This window comes from Mycolicibacterium rutilum (genome assembly GCF_900108565.1).
Lineage (GTDB): Bacteria > Actinomycetota > Actinomycetes > Mycobacteriales > Mycobacteriaceae > Mycobacterium > Mycobacterium rutilum.
Window position 1 is genome coordinate 2,956,244 of record NZ_LT629971.1, and the last position, 17,316, is coordinate 2,973,559.

Consider the following 17,316-nt stretch of genomic DNA (forward strand, 5'->3'; position numbering starts at 1 on the left):
CCGGCCGTAGCCTGGACACCGTGAGGACCTTCTGCGGTCGGCCGGTCGCCGCTGACCGGGCGCTGATCATGGCGATCGTGAACCGGACGCCGGACTCGTTCTACGACCGCGGCGCCGCGTTCACCGACGAGGCCGCCAAGGCCGCCGCGCAGCGCGTGATCGAGGAGGGCGCCGACGTCGTCGACGTGGGCGGGGTCAAGGCTGGTCCGGGCACGCTGGTCGACGCCGACGAGGAAGTGGCGCGCGTCGTCCCGTTCATCGAGTGGCTGCGCGGCACCTATCCCGATCAGTTGATCAGCGTCGACACCTGGCGCGCGTCGGTGGCCAAACAGGCCTGCGCGGCCGGTGCCGACCTGATCAACGACACCTGGGCCGGCCACGACCCGGCGCTGCCGGAGGTGGCCGCCGAGTTCGGCGCGGGCCTGGTGTGTTCGCACACCGGCGGCGCGCTGCCGCGCACCCGCCCGTTCCGGGTCAACTACGGCATCACCGAGCGCGGCGTCGTCGACGATGTGATCGCCGAGGTGACCGCGGCCGCCGCGCGCGCGGTCGCCGCGGGGGTGGCCCGAGACGCCGTCCTGATCGACCCGACCCACGATTTCGGCAAGAACACTTATCACGGTCTTACTTTGTTGCGCCACGTAAAAGAGCTTGTAAACACTGGATGGCCCGTCCTGATGGCGCTGAGCAACAAAGATTTCGTCGGGGAAACTCTGGGTGTGGGTTTGACCGAACGCCTCGAGGGCACCCTCGCTGCTACCGCGTTGGCAGCAGCGCAGGGGGCGGCGATGTTTCGAGTGCACGAGGTCGGACCGACACGACGCGTTCTAGAAATGGTCGCGTCGATCCAGGGCGGGCGGCCGCCGACGCGCACGGTGAGGGGACTGGCATGACACTCACACCCGAATTGCCAACGACCGAAGTCGTCACCGCACGGTGGCTGGCCGAGCACAGCTGGAGCCGGCCGACGTGGACGATCGCCGAACTCGAGGCCGCCAAGAAGGGCCGCACCGTCTCGGTGGTGCTGCCGGCGCTCAACGAGGAGGAGACCGTCGGCAGCGTGGTCGAGACGATCACGCCGCTGCTCGGCGGGCTCGTCGACGAGCTGATCGTGCTGGACTCCGGGTCCACCGACGACACCGAGATCCGCGCCGTGGCCGCGGGCGCCCGGGTGGTCAGCCGCGAGGTCGCGCTGCCCGAGGTGGCACCGCAACCGGGCAAGGGCGAGGTGCTGTGGCGCTCGCTGGCCGCCACCACCGGCGACCTGATCGTGTTCGTCGACTCGGACCTGATCGATCCCGACCCGATGTTCGTGCCCAAGCTGCTGGGCCCGCTGCTGACCACCGACGGCGTGCACTTCGTCAAGGGCTTCTACCGCCGGCCGCTCAAGGTCAGCGGCAGCCAGGACGCCAACGGCGGCGGCCGGGTCACCGAACTGGTGGCGCGCCCGCTGCTGGCGTCGCTGCGGCCCGAGCTCAGCTGCATCCTGCAGCCGCTCGGCGGTGAGTACGCCGGCACCCGCGAATTGCTGACCTCGGTGCCGTTCGCGCCGGGCTACGGCGTGGAGATCGGGCTGCTCATCGACGCCTACGACCGGCTCGGGCTGGACGGCATCGCGCAGGTGAACCTCGGCGTGCGCACGCACCGCAACCGGCCGCTGACCGAGCTGGCCTCGATGAGCAGGCAGGTCATCGCCACGCTGCTGTCGCGGTGCGGGGTGCCCGACTCGGGGGTGGGGCTGACCCAGTTCTTCGCCGACGGCGACGACTACACGACGCGCACGTCGGGGGTGTCGCTGGCCGACCGGCCGCCGATGAGCACGTTGCGCCCGCGCTGAGTCCTCTGCGGCGGCTCGACGCCCGGATGTCGGCGCGCTGAGGCAGTATCGATGACGTGACCCTGGTTCTGCTGTATCTGGTCGTCCTGGTCCTCATCGCGGTCGTGCTGTTCGCCTTGGGCAGCGTGCTGTTCGGGCGGGGTGAGCCGCTGCCGCCGCTGCCGCGCGAGACCACCGCCACCGTGCTGCCCGCATCCGGGGTGACGGGCGCCGACGTCGACGCGCTCAAGTTCACCCAGACGCTGCGCGGCTACAAGACCAGCGAGGTCGATTGGGTGCTCGACCGGCTGGGCGCCGAACTCGACCAGCTCCGTGGGCAGCTCACCACGCTGCGGGCGGCGTACGGGATCGAGGACGCCGACGAGGCTGCCCCCGAGGAGGGCGCGCACGCGCTGCCCGCCACGCAGGAGAGCGAGGCGTGACCGCGGCCGCGCCGGCCCGGGCCGAGCCCGACGGCCGGGTGCGCTGCGCCTGGATCGACGAATCCCGGCTCGCGCCCGCCGATTTCGTGCTCTACCGCGACTACCACGACACCGAATGGGGCCAGCCGCTGCGGGGTGCGCAGGCGTTGTTCGAGCGGGTCAGCCTCGAGGCGTTCCAGAGCGGGCTGTCGTGGCTGATCATCCTGCGCAAGCGGGACAACTTCCGGCGCGCCTTCCACGGCTTCGACATCGACCGCGTCGCCCGCTACACCGAGCGGGACGTCACGCGGCTGATGGCCGACACCGGCATCGTGCGCAACCGCGCCAAGGTCGAGGCCACCATTGCCAACGCCCGCGCCGCCGTCGCACTGGCCGACGACGGCGTCGACCTGGGCGAGCTGCTGTGGTCGTTCGCCCCGCCGCCGCGGCCCCGGCCCGCCGACTTCGACTCCATCCCGGCCATCACACCGGAGTCCACCGCGATGGCCAAGGAACTCAAGCGCCGCGGGTTCCGCTTCGTCGGGCCGACGACGGCCTACGCGCTGATGCAGGCGACCGGGATGGTCGACGACCACACCGCCGACTGCTGGGTGCCGGCACCGCGCCGGTGACGTCGGCGGGGCCGCCGCGACCGTCATAGCCGGGTCTTTGCACACCAAAGCTCGCGGATAGGGAACAATAGGGGAAGTTCAGATGCAGTTCAGTGCCGGGAGCTGTCAAACGGGTGGGCAGTCTCGGCCCCGACCGAGCCCCTCGCGGGCCGGCTCATGTGGAGGGAGCACTCGATGGCGGCGATGAAGCCCCGGACCGGCGACGGTCCACTGGAAGCAACCAAGGAGGGGCGCGGCATCGTGATGCGGGTACCACTGGAAGGCGGTGGCCGACTGGTCGTCGAGCTCACGCCGGACGAAGCCGCCGCACTCGGCGAGGAACTGAAGAACGTCACCAGCTAGGTGTAGGTCCTACGCCGAAACCTTGCGGTAGATCTCGAGGGTCTGCTCGGCGATGTGCGCCCAGGAGAACTCCTCGATACACCGCTGCCTGCCCGCCGCCCCGTACTGCTCGGCCAGCGGCGGGTCGGCCACCAATTCGTTGACGGCTGCGGCGAGCCGGCTCTCGTAGCCGGCCGCGTCCGCCGCGTCGTAGTGCACCAGCCGCCCGGTCTGCCGATCGGCGACCACCTCGGGAATCCCGCCGACATCCGAGGCCACCACCGCCGTCGCGCAGGCCATCGCCTCCAGATTCACGATCCCCAGCGGCTCGTACACCGAAGGGCACACGAAAACCGTTGCCGCGCTGAGGATCTCCCTGATCTTGACGATCGGTAGCATTTCCCGCACCCAGTACACCCCGGTGCGGGCGCGGGCCAGCTGCTGCACCGCCTCGGTCACCTCGGCGGCGATCTCCGGGGTGTCGGGTGCGCCCGCGCACAACACCAGTTGCACGTCCGGGGCGAACTGGTGCGCGGCGGCCACCAGATGCGCGACGCCCTTCTGCCGGGTGATCCGGCCGACGAACGCGACGATCGGACGGCTCAGATCGACGCCGAGTTCGGCGAGCACGGACTCGCCCGGTTCCGGCCGGGCCGGATACCAGACCTCGGTGTCGATGCCGTTGCGCACCACGTGCACCCGGTTCGGGTCCAGCGCCGGATACGTGCGCAGCACGTCCTCGCGCATGCCCGAGCTGACCGCGATCACCGCGTCGGCGGCCTCGACGGCGGTCTTCTCCACCCACGACGACACGCGGTAGCCCCCGCCGAGCTGCTCGGCCTTCCACGGCCGCATCGGTTCGAGAGAGTGGGCGGTCAGCACGTGCGGGACGCCGTAGAGCAGGGCGGCCAGGTGGCCGGCGAGCCCGGTGTACCAGGTGTGCGAATGCACGACGGTGGCCTGCGCGGCGGCGTTGACCATGTTCAGGTCCGCCGACAGCATCGTCAGCGCGGCGTTGGCGCCGACGAGCGCCGGGTCGGGTTGCGCGACGACGGCGTCCGGGCGCGGCGCGCCCATGCAGTGCACATCGACCTCGCACAGGCGACGCAGCTGGCCGACCAGTTCGGTGACGTGCACCCCGGCCCCGCCGTACACCTCGGGTGGATACTCCCGAGTCATCATCGCCACCCGCATGGTCCCGACGATAGTGACGCCGGCGAGCCGCCGCAGGCTGTTGCCGCGCCGCCACTGTGAACGTGCGATATGTCCCAATTACCTTGACTCGTGGTGCCAATGCCTAGCCGACGGCGATACCGGCCGATAGGTTTGAGGCATGAGGGAATTGCCACACGTGCTGGGTATCGTCCTGGCCGGCGGCGAGGGCAAACGGCTCTACCCGTTGACAGCGGATCGGGCCAAGCCCGCGGTTCCCTTCGGCGGCGCCTACCGGCTCATCGACTTCGTGCTGTCGAATCTGGTGAACGCGCGATACCTGCGCATCTGCGTGCTCACCCAGTACAAGTCGCACTCGCTGGACCGGCACATCTCGCAGAACTGGCGGCTGTCGGGTCTGGCCGGGGAGTACATCACGCCCGTGCCCGCCCAGCAGCGGCTCGGCCCGCGCTGGTACACCGGTTCGGCCGACGCGATCTACCAGTCGCTGAACCTGATCTACGACGAGGACCCCGACTACATCGTGGTGTTCGGCGCCGACCACGTGTACCGGATGGACCCCGAGCAGATGGTCCAGTTCCACATCGAGAGCGGTGCCGGGGCGACGGTCGCGGGCATCCGGGTGCCGCGCGCGGAGGCCACCGCGTTCGGGGTCATCGACGCCGACGAATCCGGGCGCATCCGCAGCTTCGTCGAGAAGCCCGCCGACCCGCCGGGCACGCCGGACAATCCCGACGAGGCCTTCGTGTCGATGGGCAACTACATCTTCACCACCAAGGTGCTCATCGACGCGATCCGCGCCGACGCCGACGACGACCACTCCGACCATGACATGGGCGGCGACATCATCCCGCGTCTGGTGAACGACGGCATGGCCGCGGTCTACGACTTCTCCAACAACGAGGTGCCCGGCGCCACCGAACGCGACCACGGCTACTGGCGCGACGTCGGCACCCTCGACGCGTTCTACGACGCCCACATGGACCTGGTGTCGGTGCACCCGGTGTTCAACCTGTACAACAAGCGCTGGCCGATCCGCGGCGAGGCCGAGATGCTGGCGCCGGCCAAGTTCGTCAACGGCGGCTCGGCGCAGGAGTCGGTGGTGGGCGCGGGCAGCATCATTTCGGCGGCGTCCGTGCGCAATTCGGTGCTGTCGTCGAACGTCGTCGTCGACGACGGCGCGATCGTCGAGGGCAGCGTGATCATGCCCGGCGCCCGGATCGGCCGCGGCGCGGTGGTGCGGCACGCGATCCTCGACAAGAACGTCGTGGTGGGTCCCGGCGAGATGGTCGGTGTCGATCTGGACAAGGACCGGGAGCGGTTCGCGATCAGCGCCGGGGGCGTGGTCGCGGTCGGCAAGGGCGTCTGGATCTAAGCGGGCTTTCTTCGCCGAGTGGCCAGTTGTCGCGCGCCTGAAGCGGAGATCCGCTCAACAAGTGGCCACTCGGGGCGCACCGAATTTCACCAGACATACGGCAGCAACCGGTAGCGAACCTTCTCGGTGTACTCGTCGTATCCGGTCAGCTCCTGGCGCAGCAGCGCCTCCTCGTCGAGGATGCGCACCGCGAACACCACCAGACCGGGCAGCAGCAAAACCAACCCCCACAGCGAGTCGAGCGCGAGCGGACAGCCGATGAACATGATCAGCACCCCGAAGTACATCGGGTGCCGCACGAAGCCGTACCACCCGGTGGAGACCACCTGCTGGTCGCGTTCCACCGTGACCGTGGCGGCGGCGTAGCTGTTGAGCAGGATCACCGACATCGCGATGCCCAGCCCGACGGTGACGAGCACCAACCCGAGCACCACGACCGGCGTCGGCACCGTCGACCAGCCGAACCGGTGGTCGAGTGCGCTGACCACCGCGACGAGCACGAACAGCAGCAGGTATCCGATACTGGCGAACCGCTGGGCGGGCCGGCGCTCCGCGGTGGGCCCGGCCCGCATCCGCCGCCGCAGCACCTCCGGACGGCGCTGCGCGAGATACAGATTCGGCACGGTGGTGAGCACGCTGAAGATCACGATGAACACCCACGCCTGCCAGTAGTCGAACGTGCCCGCCGGGCCGAACAGCAGTGCGCCCACGAAGACGATTCCGAACAGACTCGAAATCGTCAGCTGCACAATCAGTTTCACGCCCGCCTCCCGCTCAGACCACATCCCGCTGCCGGTACAGGACGCCGGCCGCGGCGGTGCACCCCGCCCCGACGACGACCATAGCGACCAGCGCAAGCACCGGGTAGTCCATCGGTGCGGTGGTCTGGCTGACCGGCGACAGGTCGATCAGCCACTGCGGCAGCCGCAGCAGCGCGCCGAGGTACAGCGCGACCACCACGAACGCGACCGCCAGCCACCCCAGCCACGGGCGGCGCACCGCCACGGCCAGCGCCGCGAGCGCGGCCATCACCGCCAGCGCGGGCACGAACGCCAGAGCGGCCAGGGTCAGCCGCGCGACGGTCACCGGGTCGCCGACCGCGATGCCCGCGCCCAACCCGTTACCCAGACCCGCCGCCGCCATCAGCACGACGGCGCCGACGAGCGCCGCGGCGACGGCCGACACCAGCCAGCGCCACCGGGACACCGACCCGGCGAGCACCGCTTCGCCGAGGCCCTTCTCCTCGTCGCCGTGCAGGCGCAGCACGGCGCTGACGACGTAGGCGCTCGCCGCCGCGGCCAGGAACTGCGTCATCGTCGTGTACACGCTCTCGGTGCCTTGCTGGGCGATCACCCGCTGGATCACCTCGTTGTCCTCGGCGGCGTCCAGCAGCGACTTCGTCATCGACCCGAACGCGAGGCCGCCGAGGAACAGGCCCACCGTCCAGCCGGTGAGCTGGCCGCGCTGCAGCGTCAGGTGCAGCGCGAGCACGCCGCGGATCGCTCGCGCGCGGGGGCGATCGCCGGTCGAGGGGATCGTGCCCGCGTCGTACTGGCGGCGACCCTCCAGCAGCGCGGCCACCGCGGTCAGCACGATGGTCAGGGCCACCAACATCGCCAACGGCCACCACCGCAGGTCGACGAACGGGCGCATCTGCTGTGCCCAGGCGACGGGGGAGAACCAGCTGAGCGGGCTGCCCGAGTTGTCGATGACGTCGCCGATCCCGCGGACGAGCGCGGCCACCGCGAGCGTCGCCATCGCCGCGCCGGTCGCTGTGCGCGCCTGTCGCCACAGCTGCGCGGTCACCGAGGCGACCGCCCCGAACACCATCGCCACCGCCGTCACGCCGACGCACATCGCCGCGGTGTCGGCGACCGCGAACCCGGCGGCGGCCATCGCCAGCGTCATCGTCACGGCCAGCACCGCGTTGACGCCGGCGATCAGGATCAGCGCCGCGGTGGTGCGGGCGTATCGGCCGACGACCGAGGACATCACCAGTTCGGCTGCGCCGCTTTCTTCTTCGGCGCGGGTGTGTCGAATCACCGTGAGAATGGCGAGAATCGACGTCGCGACGATCAGTGTGAGCATCAGCTCGTTGGCCATCATCGCGCCGAGGTCAGTTTCGTTGCCGCCGAACATCGGTCCGCCCATCATCATCCCGGCGGGCGTCTTCATCAGGTTAATCCTGGCGAGGCGTTGCGCCTCCTCGGGATAGGCGAGCCGGATGGCGTTGGGGGCGTAGAGCATCATCGATGTCAGCGCGACGGTCCAGATGCCGAGGCGGACGCGGTCGCGAAGCAGGGCCAGCCGCAGCAGCGGCCCGGTTCCGTGCCACACCGTCGGGGCTACGGCGGGCAGGGTGGTCATCGGGCAGCCCCTTGGTACTCGCGCAGGAACATGTCCTCGAGCGATGCCGGTGTCACGGTCAGGTCCAGGATCCCGAGTTCGGTGAGGTGCGCCATGGCGCGGTCGAGGTCGCCGCGGTCGACGGAGAACACGTAATGCCCGTCGCGGACCGCGAATTCGTGCACGAACGGGGCCTGCTGCAGTCCGCGGCCGTCGTGCCGGGTCCTGGCGGTGACGGTGGTGCGCATCAGGTGGCGCAGCTCGGCCAGCGACCCGGACCGCACGCTGCGGCCGGCCCTGATGATCGTGACGCTGTCGCACAGCTTCTCCACCTCGGCAAGGATGTGGCTGGACAGCAGCACCGCGGCGCCGCGCTCGGCAACCTCGCTGACGCACAGCTGAAACGCCCTCTCCATCAACGGATCCAGACCGGAGGTCGGTTCGTCGAGGATGTAGAGCTCGGCGTCGGTGGCGAAGGCGGCGACGATCGCGACCTTCTGCCGGTTGCCCTTGGAGTAGGTGCGGGCCTTCTTGTGCGGGTCGAGTTCGAATCGCTCGATGAGCTGGTCGCGGCGGGCTTCGTCGACGTCGCCGCCGCGCAGCCGGGCCAGGAAGTCGATCGCCTGACGACCGGTCAGGTTGGGCCACAGCGTCACATCACCGGGGACGTAGGCGATGCGGCGGTGCAGCGCGACCGCGTCGTGCCACGGGTCTCCGCCGAGGAGGCGGACCGTGCCGGACTCGGCGCGCAGCAGGCCGAGCAGCACTCGGATGGTGGTCGACTTGCCCGCTCCATTGGGCCCGAGGAATCCGGTGATCTGACCGGGCGCCACCACCAGGTCGAGACCGTCGAGTGCTCTGGTCCGGCCGAATGACTTTGTCAGGCCATGGATCTCGACGGCCGGGTGAGTGTCAGCCGGCAGTCGGTGCCGCGTCGTCTGAGCTGTCATCGCCATCTCCTTGTGGGGCTGGGCTGAATGGGATGCCTTTTTCGCGCTGCTCGACGAACGCGTCGTACATCGTCGAGTCGGCCATCAGGCCCTTGGTGAACACCTCGAGCGCCGGCAGCACCATCTCCTCGGCGTAATCGTGCAGCACCTGGCGCAAATCGGGAGATTCGTGCAGTTGGAGATAGAGCAGGAAGCCGCCGCCGCTGGCCATCGCCAGATAGCGGGCCCGGGCGCGCGGGTCATCGCTGGGCTTGAGCATCCCGGAGCGCACCCCCTCGTCGAGATAGGCCTCGACGTTGTCGATCATCTGCTGCCAGAAGTGCTTGGCCAGTTGGCTGCCCGACTGCAGGCTGCGCACGAGGTAGGCCATCAGCGGCGCATAGGACTCGATCTCCGCCATCTGTGCCAGCCACACGGTGGGATCGGCCGTCTGCATCGACTCCGACTTGACCTCGCGGATCACCCCGGCGATGTAGTCGTCGCACGCCGCGCGCAGCCCGTCCTTGGAGCCGAAGTGGTGAATGACCAGCCCGGCGGACACACCTGCCGCCTCGGCGATGGTCCGCAGGCCGACGGTGAACCCATGCTGCCCCCACTGGTCGATCGCCGCGTCGCGGATCCGGGCGGCGGCGGTGCGGTCATCGGAGGCTGAACGCATGTTCAATACACTAAACGCGCGTTCAGCCCGGGGTCAAGCATCGGGCGCGAGCAGACGCAAAAGTGCCCGAAAACCCGTCAAAAGGGGGCAATTTGTGTCTGCTCGCGGGAAAAAATCAGTCGCGGGCGGCGGCGAGCAGGCCGTCGCCCAGCGGCACCAGCACCGGCGTGAGCCGCTCGTCCTCGGCGATCAGCCTGGCGGCGTCGCGGACGGCGGCGACCTCCGCGTCGTTGGCGGCGGCGTCGCCCGCGCGGCCGCCGAGCGCAGCCCGATGCACGACGATCGCCCCGCCGGGGCGCAGCAGCCGCACGCCTTCGACGACGAACTGCGGCTGATCGATCGGATCGGCGTCGATGAACACCAGGTCGTAGGACTCGTCGGCCAGCCGTGTGAGCACTTCCTGGGCGCGACCGCTGATCAGCCGGGTACGTCCTGGGCCGATGCCGGCCTCGGTGAACGCCTGCTTGGCGATCCGCTGGTGTTCGGGCTCGACGTCGATCGTGGTGAGCACGCCGTCCTCGCGCATGCCCGACAACAACCACAGCCCGCTGACCCCGGCGCCGGTGCCCACCTCGACGACCGCCTTGGCCCCGGTCAGCTTGGCGAACACGCACAGCAGCGCGCCGACCGCCGGGGTGATGGCGCCGGCACCGATGTCGACGGCGCGGTCACGCGCAGCGGCGACGATCGCGTCCTCGGAGATGGACTGTTCGGCGTGCGCGACGATGGATTCGGCACGGCTGTGCGGTCCGATGACGTCGTCCGTGCCTGCCATGCCCGCAGCGTAGCCAACCACCAGTGCTCACGACCGCGACACGCCCGCCGCCGAACAGCGATTTGCGCGCAGATTCCACCGGGTTCGGGCAGGTCGAAAATGGGTAGAAAAATCTTCTCAGGAAATGTTCAGTTTGCTCATATGCCAGGCACGGCACGGTCGGCGACGGTATGTCCATGGAAGATGGCGGACGCTGGCACTCCGGGAATACCGACCTCGACCTGCATGTTGCGGTCAATAGCGAACCGCCGCTGCCCGTTGGCGGCTGTGACCAGGAGGATCTGACGACCATCAAGGCACCAACCGCTCCCGTATCGATGGCTCATCTCGAGCAGTTCACCGACAACGAGTGGGTCGAACCGACCGACGAACTGACCGGCACCGCGGTCTTCGACGCGACCGGCGACAAGGCCACCATGCCGTCGTGGGACGAGCTGGTGCGTCAGCACGCCGACCGGGTCTACCGGCTGGCCTACCGGCTCTCGGGTAACCAGCACGACGCCGAGGACCTCACCCAGGAGACGTTCATCCGGGTGTTCCGGTCGCTGCAGAACTATCAGCCCGGCACGTTCGAGGGCTGGCTGCACCGCATCACGACCAACCTCTTCCTGGACATGGTGCGCAGGCGCGGCCGCATCCGGATGGAGGCGCTGCCCGAGGACTACGACCGGGTGCCCGCCGACGACCCGAACCCCGAGCAGATCTACCACGACTCGCGGCTCGGCCCTGACCTGCAGGCCGCGCTCGACTCGCTGCCGCCGGAGTTCCGCGCCGCGGTCGTGCTGTGCGACATCGAGGGACTGTCCTACGAGGAGATCGGCGCCACGCTCGACGTCAAGCTGGGCACGGTGCGCAGCCGCATCCACCGCGGCAGGCAGGCCCTGCGCGACTACCTGGCCAAGCACGGCGACGCGAGCTACGCCGACGGCTCGGCCGAAGCTGCCAAAACCGCATAACCGGCTGAGTTCTTAGCGGTCGGCACGGCGTGCCGCGCTACATTCGAGTGAGCACGTCGACACGACGCTGATAAAGACGATGCTGGAAAGCACAACGCGGAAGGAGCTGGGTGATGGTCGACCGGGGACACGTGTTCCGCCGGGCCTTTTCCTGGTTGCCTGCTCAGTTCGCCTCTCAGAGTGACGCACCGGTCGGCCCGCGCCAGTTCGGTTCCACCGAACACCTCTCGACCGAGGCCATCGCCGCCTTCGTCGACGGCGAGCTGCGGCTGACTCCGCACCTGCGCGCCGCCAACCACCTGTCGCTGTGCCCGCAGTGCGCGGCGGAGGTCGCGGCGCAGCGGCAGGCCCGCGCGGCGTTGCGGGATTCGCGTCCGATCGTCGTACCGACCTCGCTTCTCGGGCTGTTGTCCGAGATCCCGCACCATTCGCCGCCCGAACCGCCCGTGGAAACGCAGCAGCCACAGTTTGCTGAGGACGCCGCGCGGTCCCGACGTAGACGCCGGTAGGGTAGTGCGAAGACGATCTGCGCCGGCGCTGGCCGGACCATTCACAAAAGGGTGATGAACGGGTGACCAATCTGGACCAGACCGGGCGTGAGCGCCTGGAGCCGCGCCCCGTCTCGCGTCCGCCCGTCGATCCGGCGGCGCAGCGCGCGTTCGGCAGGCCCGACGGTGTGCAGGGCTCGTTCACCGGACTCGACAAGTACCGCGACCAGGGCGAGTACACACCGACCAACCAGCCGCCCGACCCGGTGCTGGCCGAGGCATTCGGCAAGCCGCCCGGCGCCGCCGACACGCTGCAACGCCATCCCGCCGATGCGGGCGCCCTCGACGCCGAACGCCTCGGCGAGCAGCCCGAGGAAACCGCCGATCCGTGGCGCGATCCGTCGGCGGCCGCCTCGCTGGGCACCCCGGCCGTGCAGGAACCGCCGCGGGCGCCGACGAACGTGCCGACGGGCAAGCTCGGCGTGCGCGATGTCCTCTTCGGCGGCCGGGTGTCCTATGTGGCGCTGGCGTCGTTGGCGATCATCGCGCTGGTGATCGGCTTCGGCGGCGGTTGGGTTGGGCGCAAGACCGCCGAGGTCGTCGAGGCGTTCACCACGTCGAAGGTGACGCTCAACACCTCCGACGACGAGCCGCCGCCCGAGGGCCGGATCGCCAAAGTTGCTGCCGCCGTTGCGGATTCAGTGGTGACCGTGGAAGCGACCAGCGACCAGGAGGGTTCGCAGGGCTCCGGCGTCGTCATCGACGGCCGCGGTTACATCGTGACCAACAACCACGTCATCTCCGAGGCGGCGCTCAACCCCAGCAAGTACAAGATGAAGATCGTCTTCAACGACGGCAAGGAAGTGCCCGCCAACCTCGTGGGCCGCGACCCGAAGACCGACCTCGCGGTGCTCAAGGTCGACAACGTCGACAACCTGACCGTGGCGAAGATGGGCGACTCGGACAAACTGCGCGTGGGTGACGAGGTGATCGCCGCCGGCGCCCCGCTGGGTCTGCGCAGCACCGTCACCGCCGGCATCGTCAGCGCGCTGCACCGGCCGGTGCCGCTGTCGGGCGACGGCTCGGACACCGACACCGTCATCGACGGCCTGCAGACCGACGCGCCGATCAACCACGGCAACTCCGGCGGCCCGCTGATCGACATGGACGGCAACGTGATCGGCATCAACACCGCGGGCAAGTCGCTGTCGGACAGCGCCAGCGGTCTGGGGTTCGCGATCCCGGTCAACGAGGTCAAGACCGTCGTCGACTCGCTGATCCGCGACGGCAAGATCGCCCACCCGACGCTGGGCCTGACGGCGCGTTCGGTCAGCAATGACATCGCCTCCGGCGCGCAGGTCGCCAACGTCAAGGCCGGCAGCCCCGCGGAGAAGGCGGGCATCCTCGAGAACGACGTCGTCGTCAAGGTCGGGGACCGGACCGTGGCCGACGCCGACGAGTTCGTCGTCGCGGTCCGCCAGCTCAAGATCGGCCAGGACGCGCCGATCGAGGTGGTGCGCGACGGCCGGCGCGTGACGCTGACCGTCAACCCCGGTCCCGACAACACCGTGTAGCCGATGTTCGCCAACGTCGGCTGGGGCGAGATGCTGATCCTGGTGATCGCCGGGCTGGTGATCCTGGGACCCGAACGGCTGCCCGGCGCCATCCGGTGGACCACCGGCGCGATCCGCCAAGCCCGTGACTACGTCAGCGGCGCCACCAGCCAACTGCGGGAGGATCTCGGCCCCGAGTTCGACGACCTGCGGCAGCCGCTCAGCGAGCTGAACAAGCTGCGCGGGATGACGCCGCGGGCGGCGCTGACCAAACACCTGCTCGACGGCGACGACTCGATCTTCACCGGCAAGTTCGACGAGCCCAAGAACGGACAGAACGACAAACCGGTCAGCTCGCCGGCGCCCACGCCGCAGCCGCCGGCTGCCGAGCCTGCACCGGGAGTCACCCCGTTCGACACCGACGCGACGTAGCGGCGCCGGTCAGAGGAAGTACTGCTCGTCGCCCGAGGGGTAGCCGCCACCGTTGGTGGCGATGTGGATGTGGTCGAAGTGGTTGGCGGTCTCGTTGCCGTAGTCGGCCGTCCAGCTCGGCGCGCCCACACCGGGGTAGAAGCCCTGCCGCCAGATCACGTGGATGACGCCCCAGCGTTTGGCGTTGCCCAACGCATAGCCGGCGATCTGATTGCCCAGCGCGATGCCCTCTTCAGAATCGTGATTCGGGATCATCACGTCGATCGCCAGGCCGTTGGGATGCCACTTCAGCGGGTCCTGGCGGTACCCGCCGATCGTCTTGATCTCCGGGAACAGCACGCTGATCGCCCGGGCCACCCGAATCGTGTTGATCTGCAACCCGTTTTCGGGGGTGATGCCCGGCGGCAGCGCGAACGGCACCGCCGCGCTGGCAACGGGTGCGCTGGCGGCCAGCAGTTCGGCCTCGGTGGGCACGGCCCGGTTGGGTGCAGCCGGCGGGGCAGCGCCCGCCTCCGACGGCGCGGCGGCCTGCTGCGGGTCCGCGGGTGGCTGCTTGGCCGGGGTGGCGGCCTGCGCATAGAACAGCCCGGCGGACAGCACGATCGAGCCGACCAATGCCAGCAACCGACCCCGGCCGCTGCTTGTCGACTTCTTTCCCACGAACAGCACTGTAACGCGTTGTCTTACAAGGTGTGACGAACTTCGGCGGCCGACACTGACGCGTTATCGGCCCGCAGGGTCGAGTCCCAGCGACATACCCGCCAGGCCCCGCTTGCGGCTCGACAGCGCGTTGGCGATGCTGCGCAGCTCCTTGCCCGCCGCCGAATCCGGCGCGGAGAGCACCAGCGGGACCCCCGAGTCGCCTGCGGTCACCAGCGCCGGGTCCAGCGGCACCTGGCCGAGCAGCGGCACGTCGGCGCCCACGGAGCGCGACAGCCGCTCGGCGACCTGCCGGCCGCCGCCCTCACCGAAGAGCTGCATCGTGGTGCCGTCGGGCAGGGTCAGCCCGGACATGTTCTCCACCACGCCGACGATGCGCTGACGCGTCTGCAGCGCGATGGCGCCGGCCCGTTCGGCCACCTCGGCGGCCGCGAGTTGGGGCGTCGTGACGACCAGGATCTCGGCGCCGGGAATCAACTGCGCCACCGAGATGGCGACGTCGCCGGTGCCGGGCGGCAGGTCGAGCAGCAGCACGTCCAGATCGCCCCAGTAGACGTCGGCGAGGAACTGCTGCAGCGCGCGGTGCAGCATCGGGCCGCGCCACACCACCGGGGTGTTGCCCTGGGTGAACATCGCGATCGAGATGACGCGGACGTCGTGGGCGATCGGCGGCACGATCATCGCCTCGACCTGGGTGGGCCGGTCGGTGGTGCCCATCATCCGCGGGACCGAGTGCCCGTAGATGTCGGCGTCGAGAACCCCGACGGACAGTCCCCGCGCGGCCATCGCCGCCGCGAGGTTGACCGTCACGCTGGACTTGCCGACGCCGCCCTTGCCCGAGGCCACCGCGTAGACGCGGGTCAGCGAGCCGGGCTGGGCGAACGGGATGACCGGCTCGCGGGAATCGCCGCGCAGCTGCTTGCGCAGTTCGGTGCGTTGTTCGTCGTTCATCACGTCGAGGCTGACGCGGACGGCGCCGGTGCCGGGGACGTCGGCGACCGCGCGGGTGACCTGATCGGAGATCTCGGTCTTCTTCGGGCAGGCCGCGGTGGTCAGATACACCTCGACGTGGACGGCGGCGTCGCGCTCGACCGTGACGTTCTTGACCATGCCGAGCTCGGTGATCGGCCGCCGCAGCTCAGGGTCGATCACTTTGGCCAGCGCGCGGCGGACGGCGGCGTCCAGCTCGGAGGGAGATTCAGACATCACCGTCGAGTCTAGGCCGACCCGGCGGACGCCTTTAACCGGCCGACGGTCCCTAGCCGACCGGGCCGGGCGCCGGGCCCGGCGCGGGCCCGGGTGCCGGTCCGGCGATCAGCGGCGGGCCGGGGGCCACGGCGGGTCCGGGCGGCGGGGGCGCGGCCGGCGCGACCGGGCCTGGCGGGGGAGCGCCCGGCGGCGGCACCAGCTGCTGCGCCTCGGGCGGTGCGCCCAGCGCCGGTTGCAGCGGCGGCGGCGCCGGGTTGTCCTGGATGCAGAACACCGCGCACTCGGGTTTCGGCGGCGGCTGCATCCACGGCGGGGTCCACGGCGGCGGCTGTGGCGGCGCCTCGGGTGTCGCGGGCGTCTGCGGGGCCGGTCCGGGCAGCGGCCCGAGCCGCTGGCCCGGCGCCAGGCCCGGCATGGTGCCCATCTGGCTGGCCGTCGCGTCCCGCTCGAGCAGCGGCATCAGCGCCAGCGGGTCGTTGGCGGGCAGTCCGAGCACGTTGAGCGGCAGCCCGGGGCCCAGGCCCTCGTAGCGGCTCAGTTCGGTGAGATGCACGTCGTCGGTGCCGGCCAGGGTGGGCACCTCGCCGGTGATCGGCGGCAGATCCATCGGGACGACGCCGGTGGCGTAGGCCGCGGCCCAGCCCAGCACGTTGCGGGCGTAGGCGACCGAGTTGTTGTAGCGCAGGATCGCCGACATCACGTGCGACGGGTCGCGCAGGTTCAGGTTGCCGCTGCACAGGTAGCGCGCCGCGGCCAGGGTCGAGTCGTAGAGGTTCTGCACATCGGCCTTGCCGTCCCCGTCGCCGTCGGAGGCGTACCGCGACCAGGTGCCCGGCAGGAACTGCATCGGGCCCATCGCCCGCGCGTAGGTGACGCGGTCGGCGGTCCGGTTCTGCACGATGATCTCGTTGCCGGGCAGGGTGCCGTCCAGCGCGGGCCCGTAGATCGGCCGCACCGCGGTGCCGCGGGAGTCGGTGGCGCCGCCGTTGGCGTGCATCGATTCGATGCGTCCGATGCCTGCGAGCAGGTTCCAGCTCAGCCCGCAGCCTGGATAGGCCGAGGCCATCATCCGCTCCGCGTTGCGGTAGGCCGCCAGCGCCATTCCCGGAATACCAAGTGCGCCGGTCGAATTCACGACGGCGGCGGGCTGGGGAGAGGACACCGTGGAGGCGGCGACGTGGAACGCCGATGGCGTCTTGGTGACGGCGACGACCGAGGCGCCGGACCGGGCGCCCGGCGACGGTTCGACGGCTGCCAGCGGGGTGACGGCGGCGTCGCGGATCGGGGTGCGCATCGCGGGCGCGGCTCCGACGCCGCCGGCGAGCACGATCGGGGCGATGATCGCGACACCGAGACCCGCTCGCATACGAGACGCGGAAGCCGGTTTCTCGGTCGCGGAGCCGGGTGTGCGCATCAAGCGACCGGCCCGGCGCCGCACGGCATCGAGGGCGGCTCTCCCCCTTATGTGCACTCAACCGTCCTTGGTGTGTGATTGCTTGTGAACCAAGTCACCATACCTACTCGATAACACACGCGTAACAGCAATGGGG

Annotated in this window: 19 protein-coding genes; 10 read left to right on the plus strand and 9 right to left on the minus strand. The window is 69.9% G+C overall.

Annotated features, from left to right (window positions below):
* Positions 1-68 precede the first annotated feature (68 nt).
* The 5 genes from folP to BLW81_RS14510 all read left to right on the plus strand — a co-directional run bounded on the left by folP (position 69) and on the right by BLW81_RS14510 (position 3,212).
* Positions 69-893 (plus strand): dihydropteroate synthase, encoded by an 825-nt coding sequence (gene folP, locus BLW81_RS14490; RefSeq protein ID WP_083407759.1) that lies wholly within the window; start codon positions 69-71, stop codon positions 891-893.
* The gene (locus BLW81_RS14495; RefSeq protein ID WP_083407760.1) at positions 890-1,837 is read left to right on the plus strand and encodes a glucosyl-3-phosphoglycerate synthase; all 948 of its coding nucleotides are present in this window, start codon (positions 890-892) and stop codon (positions 1,835-1,837) included. Before folP ends, BLW81_RS14495 begins: the two co-directional genes overlap by 4 nt.
* Before the next feature lie 56 nt (positions 1,838-1,893).
* Entirely contained in the window at positions 1,894-2,259 is a 366-nt protein-coding gene (locus BLW81_RS14500) for a DivIVA domain-containing protein (protein ID WP_083407761.1), read from the plus strand.
* Positions 2,256-2,870, plus strand: coding sequence for a DNA-3-methyladenine glycosylase I (locus BLW81_RS14505; RefSeq protein WP_083407762.1), 615 nt, complete (start codon positions 2,256-2,258; stop codon positions 2,868-2,870). The genes BLW81_RS14500 and BLW81_RS14505 overlap by 4 nt, the downstream gene beginning before the upstream one ends.
* A 174-nt stretch (positions 2,871-3,044) precedes the next feature.
* The gene (locus BLW81_RS14510; protein ID WP_066857137.1) at positions 3,045-3,212 is read left to right on the plus strand and encodes a DUF3117 domain-containing protein; all 168 of its coding nucleotides are present in this window, start codon (positions 3,045-3,047) and stop codon (positions 3,210-3,212) included.
* Between the two features lie 9 nt (positions 3,213-3,221).
* On the opposite strand, the gene glgA is transcribed toward BLW81_RS14510, so the two are convergent.
* Positions 3,222-4,385 (minus strand): glycogen synthase, encoded by a 1,164-nt coding sequence (gene glgA / locus BLW81_RS14515; RefSeq protein ID WP_083407764.1) that lies wholly within the window; start codon positions 4,383-4,385, stop codon positions 3,222-3,224.
* A gap of 139 nt (positions 4,386-4,524) precedes the next feature.
* On the opposite strand from glgA, the gene glgC reads away from it, so the two are divergent.
* A complete protein-coding gene (gene glgC, locus BLW81_RS14520; protein WP_083407765.1) occupies positions 4,525-5,739 on the plus strand; it encodes a glucose-1-phosphate adenylyltransferase in 1,215 nt (404 codons plus the stop codon).
* Positions 5,740-5,825: 86 nt separating this feature from the next.
* Here glgC and BLW81_RS14525 read toward each other — a convergent pair whose 3' ends face one another.
* From BLW81_RS14525 to BLW81_RS14545, 5 genes are all read right to left on the minus strand, one after another.
* Positions 5,826-6,500 (minus strand): methyltransferase family protein, encoded by a 675-nt coding sequence (locus tag BLW81_RS14525; RefSeq protein ID WP_083407766.1) that lies wholly within the window; start codon positions 6,498-6,500, stop codon positions 5,826-5,828.
* Positions 6,501-6,513: 13 nt separating this feature from the next.
* Positions 6,514-8,106, minus strand: coding sequence for an ABC transporter permease (locus BLW81_RS14530; RefSeq protein WP_083407767.1), 1,593 nt, complete (start codon positions 8,104-8,106; stop codon positions 6,514-6,516).
* Entirely contained in the window at positions 8,103-9,035 is a 933-nt protein-coding gene (locus tag BLW81_RS14535) for an ABC transporter ATP-binding protein (RefSeq protein ID WP_083410549.1), read from the minus strand. The genes BLW81_RS14530 and BLW81_RS14535 overlap by 4 nt, the downstream gene beginning before the upstream one ends.
* On the minus strand, positions 8,998-9,693 hold the full coding sequence (locus BLW81_RS14540) for a TetR/AcrR family transcriptional regulator (protein ID WP_083407768.1): 696 nt from the start codon (positions 9,691-9,693) through the stop codon (positions 8,998-9,000). Before BLW81_RS14540 ends, BLW81_RS14535 begins: the two co-directional genes overlap by 38 nt.
* A gap of 115 nt (positions 9,694-9,808) precedes the next feature.
* Positions 9,809-10,468 (minus strand): O-methyltransferase, encoded by a 660-nt coding sequence (locus tag BLW81_RS14545; protein WP_083407769.1) that lies wholly within the window; start codon positions 10,466-10,468, stop codon positions 9,809-9,811.
* Between the two features lie 176 nt (positions 10,469-10,644).
* Here BLW81_RS14545 and sigE point away from each other — a divergent pair, with 176 nt between their 5' ends.
* From sigE to tatB, 4 genes are all read left to right on the plus strand, one after another.
* Positions 10,645-11,424: an RNA polymerase sigma factor SigE gene (sigE, locus tag BLW81_RS14550; RefSeq protein WP_083407770.1), complete on the plus strand. Its 780-nt coding sequence runs from the start codon at positions 10,645-10,647 to the stop codon at positions 11,422-11,424.
* A gap of 113 nt (positions 11,425-11,537) precedes the next feature.
* Positions 11,538-11,933 (plus strand): anti-sigma E factor RseA, encoded by a 396-nt coding sequence (gene rseA, locus BLW81_RS14555; RefSeq protein ID WP_083407771.1) that lies wholly within the window; start codon positions 11,538-11,540, stop codon positions 11,931-11,933.
* A 62-nt stretch (positions 11,934-11,995) separates the two neighbouring features.
* Positions 11,996-13,486 (plus strand): serine protease HtrA, encoded by a 1,491-nt coding sequence (gene htrA / locus BLW81_RS14560; protein ID WP_083407772.1) that lies wholly within the window; start codon positions 11,996-11,998, stop codon positions 13,484-13,486.
* 3 nt (positions 13,487-13,489) lie between these two features.
* Positions 13,490-13,897 carry a Sec-independent protein translocase protein TatB gene (gene tatB / locus BLW81_RS14565; RefSeq protein WP_083407773.1) on the plus strand — a complete coding sequence of 136 codons (408 nt, stop codon included), beginning with the start codon at positions 13,490-13,492 and terminating at the stop codon, positions 13,895-13,897.
* Positions 13,898-13,906: 9 nt separating this feature from the next.
* On the opposite strand, the gene BLW81_RS14570 is transcribed toward tatB, so the two are convergent.
* The 3 genes from BLW81_RS14570 to BLW81_RS14580 all read right to left on the minus strand — a co-directional run bounded on the left by BLW81_RS14570 (position 13,907) and on the right by BLW81_RS14580 (position 17,180).
* Positions 13,907-14,557 (minus strand): VldE C-terminal domain-containing protein, encoded by a 651-nt coding sequence (locus tag BLW81_RS14570; protein ID WP_083410550.1) that lies wholly within the window; start codon positions 14,555-14,557, stop codon positions 13,907-13,909.
* A gap of 63 nt (positions 14,558-14,620) precedes the next feature.
* The gene (locus BLW81_RS14575; RefSeq protein ID WP_083407774.1) at positions 14,621-15,763 is read right to left on the minus strand and encodes an Mrp/NBP35 family ATP-binding protein; all 1,143 of its coding nucleotides are present in this window, start codon (positions 15,761-15,763) and stop codon (positions 14,621-14,623) included.
* A gap of 52 nt (positions 15,764-15,815) precedes the next feature.
* Positions 15,816-17,180, minus strand: a complete 1,365-nt coding sequence (locus BLW81_RS14580) for a lytic transglycosylase domain-containing protein (RefSeq protein WP_083407775.1) — start codon at positions 17,178-17,180, stop codon at positions 15,816-15,818.
* Positions 17,181-17,316 lie beyond the last annotated feature (136 nt).

What these genes read in the sequence shown, in the direction of transcription:
- BLW81_RS14580 (WP_083407775.1), bottom strand. Translation starts at nt 17,180, where the DNA reads ATGCGCACACCCGGCTCCGCGACCGAGAAACCGGCTTCCGCGTCTCGT.
- BLW81_RS14575 (WP_083407774.1), bottom strand. Translation starts at nt 15,763, where the DNA reads ATGTCTGAATCTCCCTCCGAGCTGGACGCCGCCGTCCGCCGCGCGCTG.
- BLW81_RS14540 (WP_083407768.1), bottom strand. Translation starts at nt 9,693, where the DNA reads ATGCGTTCAGCCTCCGATGACCGCACCGCCGCCGCCCGGATCCGCGAC.
- sigE (WP_083407770.1), top strand. Translation starts at nt 10,645, where the DNA reads ATGGAAGATGGCGGACGCTGGCACTCCGGGAATACCGACCTCGACCTG.
- BLW81_RS14510 (WP_066857137.1), top strand. Translation starts at nt 3,045, where the DNA reads ATGGCGGCGATGAAGCCCCGGACCGGCGACGGTCCACTGGAAGCAACC.
- BLW81_RS14495 (WP_083407760.1), top strand. Translation starts at nt 890, where the DNA reads ATGACACTCACACCCGAATTGCCAACGACCGAAGTCGTCACCGCACGG.
- rseA (WP_083407771.1), top strand. Translation starts at nt 11,538, where the DNA reads ATGGTCGACCGGGGACACGTGTTCCGCCGGGCCTTTTCCTGGTTGCCT.
- tatB (WP_083407773.1), top strand. Translation starts at nt 13,490, where the DNA reads ATGTTCGCCAACGTCGGCTGGGGCGAGATGCTGATCCTGGTGATCGCC.
- BLW81_RS14530 (WP_083407767.1), bottom strand. Translation starts at nt 8,106, where the DNA reads ATGACCACCCTGCCCGCCGTAGCCCCGACGGTGTGGCACGGAACCGGG.
- BLW81_RS14535 (WP_083410549.1), bottom strand. Translation starts at nt 9,035, where the DNA reads ATGACAGCTCAGACGACGCGGCACCGACTGCCGGCTGACACTCACCCG.
- glgC (WP_083407765.1), top strand. Translation starts at nt 4,525, where the DNA reads ATGAGGGAATTGCCACACGTGCTGGGTATCGTCCTGGCCGGCGGCGAG.
- glgA (WP_083407764.1), bottom strand. Translation starts at nt 4,385, where the DNA reads ATGCGGGTGGCGATGATGACTCGGGAGTATCCACCCGAGGTGTACGGC.
- BLW81_RS14545 (WP_083407769.1), bottom strand. Translation starts at nt 10,468, where the DNA reads ATGGCAGGCACGGACGACGTCATCGGACCGCACAGCCGTGCCGAATCC.
- folP (WP_083407759.1), top strand. Translation starts at nt 69, where the DNA reads ATGGCGATCGTGAACCGGACGCCGGACTCGTTCTACGACCGCGGCGCC.